The 12,243-nt window shown below is 45.5% G+C and carries 14 protein-coding genes; 6 read left to right on the top strand and 8 right to left on the bottom strand.

Annotation, left to right across the window (positions count from 1 at the left end):
- Positions 1–99 precede the first annotated feature (99 nt).
- A complete protein-coding gene (gene ald / locus ACM0OZ_RS02970) occupies positions 100–1,191 on the bottom strand; it encodes an alanine dehydrogenase (protein WP_414581340.1) in 1,092 nt (363 codons plus the stop codon).
- Between the two features lie 433 nt (positions 1,192–1,624).
- Between ald and ACM0OZ_RS02975 the strand changes: the two genes are divergently transcribed.
- The 3 genes from ACM0OZ_RS02975 to ACM0OZ_RS02985 all read left to right on the top strand — a co-directional run bounded on the left by ACM0OZ_RS02975 (position 1,625) and on the right by ACM0OZ_RS02985 (position 3,727).
- Positions 1,625–1,807: a chlorophyll a/b-binding protein gene (locus ACM0OZ_RS02975; RefSeq protein ID WP_096570434.1), complete on the top strand. Its 183-nt coding sequence runs from the start codon at positions 1,625–1,627 to the stop codon at positions 1,805–1,807.
- Positions 1,808–2,127: 320 nt separating this feature from the next.
- On the top strand, positions 2,128–2,424 hold the full coding sequence (locus tag ACM0OZ_RS02980; protein WP_414581457.1) for a hypothetical protein: 297 nt from the start codon (positions 2,128–2,130) through the stop codon (positions 2,422–2,424).
- A gap of 304 nt (positions 2,425–2,728) precedes the next feature.
- Positions 2,729–3,727, top strand: a complete 999-nt coding sequence (locus tag ACM0OZ_RS02985; protein ID WP_414581458.1) for a WD40 repeat domain-containing protein — start codon at positions 2,729–2,731, stop codon at positions 3,725–3,727.
- Between the two features lie 188 nt (positions 3,728–3,915).
- Here ACM0OZ_RS02985 and ACM0OZ_RS02990 read toward each other — a convergent pair whose 3' ends face one another.
- Complete coding sequence (locus tag ACM0OZ_RS02990) at positions 3,916–4,326, bottom strand: MerR family transcriptional regulator (protein ID WP_414581341.1); 411 nt, start codon at positions 4,324–4,326, stop codon at positions 3,916–3,918.
- 47 nt (positions 4,327–4,373) lie between these two features.
- Between ACM0OZ_RS02990 and ACM0OZ_RS02995 the strand changes: the two genes are divergently transcribed.
- The gene (locus ACM0OZ_RS02995; RefSeq protein ID WP_414581342.1) at positions 4,374–5,183 is read left to right on the top strand and encodes an SDR family oxidoreductase; all 810 of its coding nucleotides are present in this window, start codon (positions 4,374–4,376) and stop codon (positions 5,181–5,183) included.
- 62 nt (positions 5,184–5,245) lie between these two features.
- On the opposite strand, the gene ACM0OZ_RS03000 is transcribed toward ACM0OZ_RS02995, so the two are convergent.
- From ACM0OZ_RS03000 to ACM0OZ_RS03015, 4 genes are all read right to left on the bottom strand, one after another.
- Positions 5,246–5,869, bottom strand: coding sequence for a cytochrome c oxidase subunit 3 (locus tag ACM0OZ_RS03000; protein ID WP_414581343.1), 624 nt, complete (start codon positions 5,867–5,869; stop codon positions 5,246–5,248).
- 83 nt (positions 5,870–5,952) lie between these two features.
- The gene (gene ctaD, locus ACM0OZ_RS03005; RefSeq protein ID WP_414581344.1) at positions 5,953–7,695 is read right to left on the bottom strand and encodes a cytochrome c oxidase subunit I; all 1,743 of its coding nucleotides are present in this window, start codon (positions 7,693–7,695) and stop codon (positions 5,953–5,955) included.
- Positions 7,696–7,814: 119 nt separating this feature from the next.
- On the bottom strand, positions 7,815–8,897 hold the full coding sequence (locus ACM0OZ_RS03010) for a cytochrome c oxidase subunit II (protein WP_414581345.1): 1,083 nt from the start codon (positions 8,895–8,897) through the stop codon (positions 7,815–7,817).
- Between the two features lie 372 nt (positions 8,898–9,269).
- Positions 9,270–9,515 carry a hypothetical protein gene (locus tag ACM0OZ_RS03015; protein ID WP_414581346.1) on the bottom strand — a complete coding sequence of 82 codons (246 nt, stop codon included), beginning with the start codon at positions 9,513–9,515 and terminating at the stop codon, positions 9,270–9,272.
- Between the two features lie 44 nt (positions 9,516–9,559).
- Here ACM0OZ_RS03015 and ACM0OZ_RS03020 point away from each other — a divergent pair, with 44 nt between their 5' ends.
- Complete coding sequence (locus ACM0OZ_RS03020; protein ID WP_414581347.1) at positions 9,560–10,546, top strand: COX15/CtaA family protein; 987 nt, start codon at positions 9,560–9,562, stop codon at positions 10,544–10,546.
- Between the two features lie 97 nt (positions 10,547–10,643).
- Positions 10,644–11,600, top strand: a complete 957-nt coding sequence (locus ACM0OZ_RS03025; protein WP_414581348.1) for a heme o synthase — start codon at positions 10,644–10,646, stop codon at positions 11,598–11,600.
- 194 nt (positions 11,601–11,794) lie between these two features.
- Here the strand turns inward: ACM0OZ_RS03025 and ACM0OZ_RS03030 are convergent, their stop codons facing one another.
- Both ACM0OZ_RS03030 and ACM0OZ_RS03035 read right to left on the bottom strand, forming a co-directional pair.
- Positions 11,795–12,037, bottom strand: coding sequence for a type II toxin-antitoxin system HicA family toxin (locus ACM0OZ_RS03030; RefSeq protein ID WP_414581349.1), 243 nt, complete (start codon positions 12,035–12,037; stop codon positions 11,795–11,797).
- Complete coding sequence (locus tag ACM0OZ_RS03035) at positions 12,034–12,243, bottom strand: hypothetical protein (RefSeq protein ID WP_041035455.1); 210 nt, start codon at positions 12,241–12,243, stop codon at positions 12,034–12,036. Before ACM0OZ_RS03035 ends, ACM0OZ_RS03030 begins: the two co-directional genes overlap by 4 nt.

Consider the following 12,243-nt stretch of genomic DNA (forward strand, 5'->3'; position numbering starts at 1 on the left):
GAACAGTACCAGCCGCAGTGAATAACTGATAACTGATAACTGATAACTGATAACTGATAACTGGTAACTGATAACTGATAACTGGTAACTGATAACTAACTACGCCACCAAGTCAGGAAAAACCTCCTGAACTGCAGGATGAACTAAGCGATGATTTTGCACGTTCACACCTTTGGCTAATGCTTGGTTACTCGCCAGTGCCTTTATCCCCAAATTCGCTAGCTGCAATACATAGGGTAGAGTGCTGTTGTTTAGTGCCTGAGTAGAAGTCCAAGGAACTGCCCCTGGCATATTAGGAACCCCATAATGTACCACACCCTCTTCAATGTATACTGGGTTCGTGTGGGATGTGGCGTGTAAAGTTTCCACACAACCGCCTTGGTCAACCGCGACATCGACAATCACAGAACCAGGACGCATTTGTTTGACCAAATTGCGTGACACCAAGATGGGTGCTCTGCGTCCCGGTACTAAAACAGCACCGATAAGCAAGTCAGCATCTTTGACTGCGGCTTCAATATGGGCTGAGTTGCTGTAAAGCAGTTCAACTCTAGAACCAAATAAGGTTTCCAGATAATCTAAACGCTCGACGTTCACGTCTAGAATCTGGACAGCAGCGCCCATGCCCACAGCAATTTTAGCGGCTTCTGTACCCACGACACCGCCACCTAAAATCACGACTTTGCCTGGTTTCACTCCGGGAACACCGCCCAACAAAACCCCTCTACCACCTTGCTGGCGCTCTAGGAATCTTGCCCCAAATTGTACCGATAAGCGACCAGCAATAATGCTCATGGGAGTAAGCAGAGGTAATTTGTTGCTACCTGGTTGTTCTACAGTTTCGTAGGCGATCGCCGTCACACCGCAATCAATCAGATGTTCGGTCAACTTTCTATCTGCGGCTAGATGCAGATAGGTAAACAAAATTTGCTCTTTCTGCAAAAACTGATATTCAAGAGCGAGTGGTTCTTTGACTTTGACAACGAGTTCGCGGTTCCAAGCTGCATCTGGTGTGGTGACTATCTTAGCACCAGCGCTTGTGTAGTCATCATCTGTAAACCCAGCACCAAGACCTGCTTGAGTCTCTACGAAAACCGTATGACCATTTTCTTGTAAGACTCGTACACTAGAAGGACTTAACCCAACCCGAAACTCCTGATCCTTAGTTTCTTTGGGAATACCAATTTCCATTTACTGCCTCTTATGAATTTTTGTGTAGCTTATAGTTTGTCAGTCTCATCCCTAGTCTTTTGAATCAGAGACTACGAATTTAACAAGTCGTTATAAGCGGAAAATCCTGAGTGCAAAGACAATACCGAGCGCTCTCGTGCTCAATGATGAGTCAATTTTGGGTAAGTAAGAAAAATTACTCACAATTGGGCGCTCAGAACTCAGAGCTTTCTTTCCGACTCAGCATTCAGCACTCGAAACTCAGGACTACTGAACTTCCTCTTATACCAACTAATGTACTTCAAACTTTTGTTCTTGACGATTGCCAAACTACTTCTACAATGAATTAAGAATCGTAAACAATTGTAAAGAGTGGCAACCCTGCTTGATAGCTTAAGCTGTGTTGTCACTTAGATATTGAGTTATAAAGTTCGCCAAAAAGAGGTTTTCAATGATGACACAGACACAGACACAACCACAGCCAAGTGTTACTCCCAAGCTGGAGGAACCAAAGTTCGGTTTTAATGAGTATGCTGAGCGTTTGAATGGTCGAGCTGCAATGATTGGCTTCGTAATCATGGTGGTGATTGAATACGTCACCAACCAAGGTGTTTTATCATGGCTCGGTTTGAGGTAGGATTTCCACAAAGCTAAGACACTGCTGGTTGTACGCGATAAATGACAAAAAGCAAAGAACCAGCTGGAACATACAGCTGGTTTTGATTTCATCAAGCCTTTATAGCCTTTATAGGGAGTAAAAATGTCAAAAAACAAAGCCAAAACAATCTACAATGCGTGAATTTTGAATGAGCGAATTTTGAATTGTCGTACCCCCTACACCGTCCTTTACTTAAGAAAAGTATAATAATATTGAGGCTCTCATCAAAAGCGTCAATTGCTGGTGAGTTTTTCTCAGTCAATTTACATAAAAGGTGAACAGGAACCAACGAAGCTGTGATGAATGCTGTATTTCCTCGTTTTTTAAAGTTAGCCTACCGTAAAGAACCACTCATTAGTGTATTGATTACGATGGGAGTGGTAGATGCATTAATTGGTGGATTTGACGATAGCTGGTCATTGTTCGCTTTTGGCGTGGGAACAGTAGGGATAACGCTAGCTTATAAGTGGTGGCGTATCCAGCAGCACCAACCCTTGCCTGAGGAGCCTGTGGTGCAACATTACCTACCTTCCCGCTCGTCGTCAAGTTCTCCTTTACCCATGCTGAGTGTTTCTAAGAAAAAGCCCCCATATTAGTAGATTTGGTCTGTTGAGATTTGAGATTAGGCGATTACATGGTTGCTGTTGAAAACCATTTCAACTACGGTATGCTTTGCAACTGTAAGCTTCGGTATCATGATTTGCGGGCGGAGTTCTTCTGCCCGAAAATTTGGTAGACGATAGCTTAAGATATTTGAAATATATGTATATAAATAATTACAATAAATTCCTCTCCTAAATCCAAAACGCGTCCCTTGCGCATGCCCCAATGGCTCAGCATCCACACCGTAGACAAGGATCTAAATCTCAAATGACCAGTGCCAAAAATATTCTAATGCTCATGAGCGTAGCAGGTGCTGTTGCCATCGCTCCCCTAATCCCGATACTATCTGCCATCCCTGCTGAGGTTGAATTTACACCAGCCGCCCAACCTACTACGAGCTTAGCTAATCCACAACTAATTTACACCTTTGTAGAGCATTTGGGAACGATTAAATCCCTTGCCTTCACTCCAGATAGCCAAACTCTCATCAGCGGCGGTTCTGATAATGATGGCATCATTCGCTTATGGAATACAACAACTGGCAAAAGACGTGGGATTATCAACAGAGCGCATCAAACAGCGATAGAATCTGTGGTCATTTCGCCAGATGGTCAAACTCTTGTTAGTGGCGGTGATGATAACACGATTAACCTTTGGAACCTGAAAAACAATAAATTTACTCGCTCCTTTGTCGGGCATACGAGCAATGTGCTGTCCTTAGCAGTCACTCCAAATGGTAAAGTTTTGGTCAGCGGTGCATTGGACGGTATTCGGATGTGGGATTTGCTACAGCAGCGCCCACTTGCTACTTTGACACGCTTTGATAACCTCATTTATACCCTGGCAATTAGTCCTGATGGTCAAACGCTGGCAAGTGGTGACAATATTGGTGTTGTTAAGCTGTGGGATTTGAGTACTGGAAAATTAATCCGTACAGTTCCAGGGGCGCATGCGAATACAGTCACCAAACTGGTGTTTACCCCAGATGGAAATACCTTGATCAGTGCAAGCCGCGATCGCACAATTAAACTTTGGAATGTCACCACTGGAGGCTTAGTTCGCACGTTGACAGGACACAACAACTGGGTGAATACAATAGCTATTAACCCCAACGGACAAACCCTTGCTAGTGGTGGTAGAGATGGAATTAAGCTGTGGAATTTAACAACAGGCGAGTTATTAAATACATTTTATGGACATTCCGACTGGGTAAGCGCCATAACCTTTAGTCCGGATGGGACAAAGCTTGCTACTGGGGGATTTGATAGAAGAGTCAATCTTTGGCTACTTCAATAGTTTTTTCCAATTGTGACGCAACAGCAGGCATTGGCAGCACTGAAAGCGGCTAAGCTGAATCCAATGGCCCATTGATGTTTAACTGAGAGTTTTGTTCATGCTGAGTGCAAGCGCTTCAGCACTACGCGAGCAACATGGAAAGACGCGGATATTCTCATGCGGTGATCATAATTGCTAATTCGTAGCTTCTAGGAAACTTCCTGTTGCAATCGACGGAGTTTGGAAGACAAATAGGTTTTAATGTTCTCCAAGTTACGCATCTTTTCAGAAATCTCTTGCAGTTTGCGTTCAATAATTTGAACTTGCTCCTGTTTTGGGATGGTTTTTTCTCCCCATTCATCCAGCAGATGCTTCATCTCACCGAGAGTGAAGCCTAATCCTTTACCCTGGTGAATCATCAAAAGACGCTCAACCATTTCTGCACTGAACTCTTTGTAGGCTCTTGTTCCTGCTTGGCGTTCACTGGCAGTAATGAGTCCAATTTTTTCGTAAAAGCGGATTGTGTCTTTCGACAATCCTGTTTTTTTAGATAGTTCACCAATCAGCATTGCATCAATCCATCTCTTGAAGAAACCACTTGACTGTGGAGTATACTCCACAGTTTACGCTTTTGCGTAGCAGTATTTGGATTTCACAGAAGTCAACGATGAGTAAGACCGTTCTGATTACAGGTGCTTCAAGTGGCATTGGTGAAGCGACCGCGAAATACTTCCTTCAAAAAAGTTGGAATGTTGCAGCAACCATGCGATCGCCAAATAAAGCAGGAGATTGGGCTAAAGCAAAAGGAGTTATCTGTCCACATCTTGATGTTACCGACCCTGAGACAATCACATCTGCGCTCCACAAAACATTAGAGCATTTTGGGCGCATTGACGTGCTAGTTAACAATGCTGGATACGCGCTTATGGGTCCGCTTGAAGGTGTTACACCTGAGCAGTTAGAGCATCAGTTTCAAACGAATGTTTTCGGGCTGGTGACCACTATCCAATCTATCCTTCCTGTTTTGCGCCGACAGGGAGGAGGCACAATCATTAATGTTACTTCAATAGGGGGTCGTCTTGCGTTCCCGCTTACGTCCTCTTATCATGCAACAAAATGGGCTGTAGAGGGACTCTCTGAAGCTCTACGCTATGAACTACGCCGCTTTGGTATTCGCGTAAAAATTATTGAACCCGGTGGCATCAGGACGAATTTCATTAATCACGGTATAGCTTGGGCGACTCATGCTGAATATACACAGATGAGCAACCAAGTCAAGGGCTTCATGGAAAAAATCAATGATTCGCTGCCAGGACCCGAAGGTGTTGCCAAAACAATTTATCGAGCAGCAAATGATTACTCTGGGAGACTGCGTTATTCCCCTCATGGCGAGTTGTTTTTCCTTATGCATGCCATTCTTCCCGATAGATTATGGCGGTCTTTAGTGGAAAAGATGATGCTTGGGAAAAGCAAATAAAAATACTAAAAACCCCCATTTGGGGGTTTTTATCAGTCCTGAGGTGGAGTAAAAACCACTACTTAAAGCAGATACAGCAAGCCGAAGAGGATGATCCAAATCACATCAACGAAGTGCCAATAAATTTCGGCTGCTTCTATACCAAAGTGATGTTCGTTGCTGTAATGACCTTTGGTGCGCGATCGCCACAACACGGCAAGAATTGCCAAAACTCCGATAGTCACGTGCAAACCGTGGAAGCCAGTCAAGACATAAAATGCACTGGCAAACAAGTTGGTAGTCAAGCCGAATTCCAGATGGGTGTATTCATATACCTGCCCCACCAAGAAAATAATACCCATTGCCGCAGTTATCGCGAACCACAATTGCATTCCCCGCACATCGTTCTTTTTGATAGCGGTGTCAGCATTATGGATAACAAAACTACTAGCAATCAGATTAATAGTGTTGACTCCGGGTAGCAACAGTTCTAACTCTGGCGTACCTTCTGGGGGCCAAGCAGGTAGTGTAGAACGGAAAGCTATATAAGCCCCAAACAACCCTAGAAAAATCATCCCTTCAGCGACTAGGAACATAATCAGCCCGAAGATGCGATGATCTGGATGTTCTTCGTGATGAGCTTCTGCTGTAGCAGCGTGATGATGATTAAGGGCTGTCTTTGCTGGGTCAATAGTTTGACTTTGCATGAATCTTCCGTTTAATGATGAATTATGGCTGATGAATTATGAATGAAGACTTTTAGCATTCATCATTCATAATTCATTATTAATTAGCGTTCTTCTTTCTCGGCAGTGATAGCGGGATATGGTTCGTCCGGTTCCGCGCGTAACACCGAGTTAGGACCAGCTGACAAGGTTGGATCGGGGTCAGATAAGGGTACACCATATCTGGTATTTTCCAAGCCATAGTCGTAGGGACCAGTCGCGAGTACTGGTAGTTTATCAAAATTCTCTATCGCTGGCGGTGAGGTCGTCATCCACTCTAGGGTCAATGCCTGCCAGGGATTATTACCTGCTTTGGCTCCGTACATCCAACTCCAAATCGCATTGAAGATGAAGGGGAATGTGGAAACCGCGAGTATATAAGCACCATAGGTGCAAATTTCGTTGAGAAATGTGAATTTGGGGTCATACTGAGCAATGCGGCGGTTCATCCCCATCATCCCCAGTTTGTGCATGGGTAAGAAGGTCATGTTTAGACCGACGATCGTCAGGGCAAAGTGAACCTTACCCCAAAATTCGTTCAGCATCCGCCCGGTCATTTTGGGGAACCAGTGGTAAATTGCCGCATAAATACCGAGAACACTACCACCAAATAACACATAGTGCAGGTGCGCCACCACAAAATAGGTGTCGTGAACGTGAATATCAAATGGCACTGCTGCCAACATCACGCCACTGATCCCGCCAATCACAAAAGTTCCTACAAAGCCCATCGCGAACAGCATGGCACTGTTGAGGCGCAGCTTGCCACCCCACATAGTTGCCAACCAGCTGAAAATTTTGATCCCCGTAGGTACGGCGATGATCATCGTCGTGATCATGAAGAACATCCGCAACCAACCGGGGATACCGCTGGTGAACATATGGTGCGCCCAGACGATTAGCCCTAAAAAGCTGATGGCAAGACTAGAGTAGGCGATCGCCTTATATCCAAAAATCGGCTTACGAGAATGAACCGGGATCACCTCAGAAATCGCCCCAAAGAAGGGCAAAATCATGATGTAAACCGCTGGGTGGGAGTAAAACCAGAACATATGCTGGTAGACAATTGGATCACCACCGCCACTTGGGTTAAAAAATGTCGTTCCTGCAAGTAAGTCAAAAGCAAGCAGAATCAGACCCGCTGCTAGCACTGGTGTTGACACCAGAGTCAGCGCCGAGGTAGCAAACATTGCCCAGCAGAACAAAGGCAATTGATGGAATCCCATGCCTGGGGTACGCATTTTGATCATGGTGACAAGGAAATTAATTGCCCCCAGAATCGAAGACGTACCCAGCAACAGAACGCTCAAAATCCAGATTCCCTCACCCACTTGACCTGTTACCAAACTCAGGGGAGGGTAAGAAGTCCAACCTGCATCCGGTGCATCGCCGACCACCAAACTAGCAATCAGCAACAACCCAGCAGGAGGAATCATCCAAAAGGCAACAGCATTCAGGCGTGGAAATGCCATATCCTTTGCCCCAATCATTAGGGGAATCAAGAAGTTAGCAAATCCCGCACCTGCTGGCACGATCCACAAGAAAATCATGATTGTGGCGTGCAGCGTAAACAAACTGTTGTACAGTTCAGGGCTGACAAAATCTGATTCTGGAGTTCGCAGTTCCGTGCGAACCAAGTCAGCCAAAACGCCACCAATACAGTAAAAAATGAACGTAGTGACCAGGTATTGAATCGCAATGACCTTATGGTCGGTGTTAAAGGTAAAGTAGTCTCGCCAATGTCTTACCCCTGGTTCCTCAATCCGAGCAGGGATATTGGCTGTTTCTTGTACCTGTGCTTGTGTCATAGAAATTTCAGTTGTCAGGAGTCAGGAGGAGGCAGTGCGTTTGATCGCCAGACTTGAAGCAACTGCCGTTCAGGAGTCAGGAGTCAGTTGCTAATGACTGATGACTGATGATGAATAAACTACTTGTGCAGTTGATGTAGCATTTCTGAATGAATTCCCATCTGGCTTGTGTAAGGAGTAAGAAATTCATTTGGGGATAAATCTGTAGGATTCATAGCAACTGCTTGCTTGAGCTCTTCTGTGCTGGCGACTAGCTGTTCTTGAATCCACTGTTCCAACTCTTGCGGCTTTTGAACAACAACTTGTGTTCTCATCGCCCCGTGGTAGGGACCGCACAATTCAGCACAGATCAGCGCATAATCGCCTTCTTTGCTGGGCGTAAAGCGAATCTCGCTTTGCCGACCGGGGATCACATCCTGCTTCAGGCGAAACTCTGGCACCCAAAAAGCGTGGATAACATCGTTCGCTGTCATATTGAGTTGTACCTCACGCCCAATAGGAACATGTAGTTCACCAGAAGTGACACCAGTTTCAGGGTAAGTGAAAATCCAGGCATACTGCAAACCTGTGACGTTCACCACAAATGCGGGTGGTTTGCCTTCTTTATCGGGAGTAGGACCAATGGTGGGAGAAACTAACCCAGTACCAGGGGCTTCCCGCAGTTGGGGAATTTGGTCAGCATTGCGGACTGCTGCTGTGGCTGGGTCTTGCATTGCCTCATCAGCTCTTTCCTGATTTCGGTCGGAACCTGTGCTGGGAGGTGTATCGCTTAAAGTTGCTGCTATAGCTGCCCCAGGCATTCTCATTGCTTGTGGCGTCATCGGGGCTTCATGGACGGCATGAGGATTGAAGCCGCCCATTTCGTTGTAAACGTCGAAACTGTAAACAGAAATACCGATAACAATAACAGCTGGGATCGCTGTCCAGAGGATTTCTAGGGGTACGTTGCCATGAACTGGCGGACCATCTGCATTGTCACCTGCACGCCGACGGTATCTGATGGCAGAGTAAATTAAAATACCTTCTACAAGCAGAAATATACCTGTGGAGACGATCATCATCGTGTTGAACAAACCGTCCACTAAGGAAGCTTCATCAGAGGCTGCTGTTGGTAGTAGACCATGATTTTGACCGTACCAAAGGCTGACTAGGGTCAGCAGGATGCCAATGAGTAATGTCCAGATAGAACTTGGAATTTTCACGGGTTTATTGAGTTAATGACTTTACTACGTTGGACAGAGCTGCTCACTTACTACAGTAGTGCAGCTTAAAAGACTTAGTGGGGCAAGGTATGAAATTTTTATTAATTTTTATGCTAAATTTCTCACTTTTGAACACAAGTAGTTTATGAGATGTGCCGCAGGGTGGATGTGGTAGGGGAGAAAAATTTAAAGGATTTAGAGTAATTACCATCAATCAATGCCTTACCAGAAAAGAAGGGGAGCAGGCGCACAGTAGAAACCCTTTTGGGTTTCTTGCAACTGGGTGTCGAGTTACGGTGCGAGCCTCTGTATTTATTATTCATGCAGGCTTGTTGAATTGTGCGAATTGATTCGTAGGAACATTCACCAATTCTAAATTTTGTGTTCTAAGTTCTTCTGGTTGCCTGACAACTTAAAAATCCCTAAAGCTTCAGGCAAAAAGTGGTTAGGGTGATTCACAGTATAGTGAGAGCCAGTCTCGAACCCTATTTGTACGCTAGGGTGGGAGATGAGGAGGACACTTGCTTGGGAGAGAAGTTGAAGCGGTCCTGTGCCGCCACTCCAAACTTCCTTTGGGTTCCCCAGCCCTTGCAAGATGTCCGTTTGGTACTGACACATTTAGAACGTAGATAGCTCTCAAAGAGCGACAGAAGGTATCCTTCATGAGCGAATTTGTCCTAGAACAACAAAACATAACGACTGCGCCGCAGCAGGTGCCACAGGAACGAATTCGTCGCTTGGTGTGGAGAATGTGTGTAGCCACCTTGATTTTGATGGCAATAGGCAGTGCCACCCGTGTGATGAATGCTGGACTTGCTTGCCCTGATTGGCCTTTGTGCTATGGAGAACTTGTGCCAACCAAGCAAATGAATTTCCAGGTTTTCTTGGAGTGGTTTCACAGGTTGGATGCGGCATTGATTGGTGTCAGCGCGATCGCACTCGTTGGAATGTCTTGGTGGCATCGTCGCTCTTTACCTAGATGGCTTCCTTGGGCATCCACATTTGCCTTATTTTTAATCGTTTTTCAGGGTGTTTTGGGCGGACTGACTGTCACTGAACTTTTGCGGTTTGATATTGTCACCGCCCACTTAGGAACAGCGCTGTTATTTTTTACTACCCTATTGGTCATCGGCACCGCGCTCATCCCCTACCAGGGAACCGGAACCGTTGGGAACTTGCCGTATGTTGGTTTAACAGCAGCTATTTTGGTTTATTTGCAAAGTCTACTAGGTGCCTTGGTAGGCTCTCGCTGGGCGCTCCATCAATGCTTTGGCGCATCTCAACTTTGTGCCGTGATGTATAGCCACATTGCCGGCGTCCTGCCCCCAACACTAGCAACATTGGCAGTGGTATTTCTTTCTTGGCGTACACCAGCACTGCATCCAGCTTTACGACGACTGGCAAATCTCGCTGGTGGATTATTGATTATACAACTTCTGTTGGGAGTTGCCACTTTTCGGTTGCATCTTCAAGTCGAACCACTCACCGTCTCTCACCAAGCTATAGGGGCAGCTTTGCTGGGTACTTTGGTGGCTTTTACAGTTCTCGCATTGCGAGATTGGGTGAGTAGCCGTGGGATCAACGCTAGCAGCAACAAGGAAGAAGCAGGCGCTATAAGCGAACAAGCAACCGGTGGATTGAATCCATGACAATCGACTTGGTAATTGCTCATTTTTGGTTGCTGTTATCTCTTAGCAGTTAGGCATTAGTGCTTATAAGTTTTGAAAAAAAGGAAATAGTGCCAAAATGATTGAGACTAATGTCTCTCGCCACCATCAAACGTTTCTACAAGTTATTCAAAGCTACTACCAGCTCACAAAGCCCAGAATCATCCCTTTGCTACTCATTACCACTGCTGGAAGTATGTGGATTGCAGCAAAGGGAGAGGTAGATCCATTGTTATTGCTCGTCACACTTACTGGTGGCACTTTGGCAGCTGCAAGCGCCCAAGCAATCAATTGTGTCTACGACCGGGATATTGATTATGACATGGAGCGCACGCGTCATCGTCCACTGCCTTCAGGGAGAATACAGCCGCGTGATGCTCTGATTTTTGCCACTGTTTTGGCTGTCATTTCCTTTACCTTGCTTTCAGTATTTGCCAACCTACTAGCCGCTGTGCTAGCAATGTCTGGTCTGGTATTTTATGTGCTAATTTATACGCATTTTTTGAAACGTCATAGCACTCAAAATATCGTTATTGGTGGGGCAGCAGGGGCAATTCCAGCTTTGGTAGGTTGGGCTGCTGTCACAGGTACGTTAAGCTGGGCAGGATGGTTAATCTTTGCGATCGTCTTTTTGTGGACACCCCCTCATTTTTGGTCACTCGCTTTGATGATTCGGGATGATTACGCAAAGGTGGGCGTACCAATGCTACCAGTAGTTGCGGGAACTACGGCTACAGTGCGGCAGATTTGGTACTATACCATAATTACCGTAGCAGCAACTTTCTTGTTAGTTTATCCTTTGCAAGTGAGTGGAATCCTCTACGGAGTCATTGCTGTGGGCTTAGGGATAGTATTTATTTACAAAGCTTGGCAATTGTTGCAAAACCCAGAAGACCGCAGCTTAGCTAAAGGTTTGTTTCTCTATTCCATCTCCTACATGATGCTGTTATGCCTTGGCATGGTGATTGATAGCCTTCCTATCACTCATCATGTTATTAACGTTGTAGTAGATAAAGTGCATCTACTAATAGGCTGAAACTTGCTTGGAAATTTTTGCGATGCTCCCAAAGGGAGCCGCCTTTTGGGAGCATCGCACCTCGTGAAAAGATAGATGGGGCGATTGCGCGGAGCGCAGTGGGCTAAAGCCCAATCGCGATTCGGGGCAGTGGCAAAGCCAATCGCAATTCCATCAACAAAACGTGTAATAGCTTAAAGCGCTAATTTCACTGATTATCCAAATAGAAGCTCTAGTAATTCTTCACGGATCAAACCAGCATGGTCAGCAACATCTCTTAATATCGCGTTAAGTGTACCTATCTTGATAGGGTCATGGGCTGGTACTGTGACGTGATGTTCACCATTGCGTAGGGTAGTTAGCCGAATATGGCTACCTGTCTGATGACTCACCTCGTATCCAAGACGAGCAAGAGCTTTAACTAATTCTCTACCAGATAAGTCTCGTGGGAGCTTCAAGAAGCAATAACCTCATCACGGACTATGTGCAAACGAATGACCTTAGGACGGTTTTGTGCATCAGGAAAATGGCAATGAACCGCATCACGCACCATTTCTCTTAGGGTTTCGATGTCATCAGCTTGAGTGAAAATCGATTCCCCTAATGCCCTAGCTGTATAGCCACCGTCTGGATCTTCTTCAACTAGAAATACAATTTCAGTCAT

This window comes from Scytonema sp. PCC 10023, from assembly GCF_963920835.1.
Classification (GTDB): domain Bacteria; phylum Cyanobacteriota; class Cyanobacteriia; order Cyanobacteriales; family Nostocaceae; genus Kalymmatonema.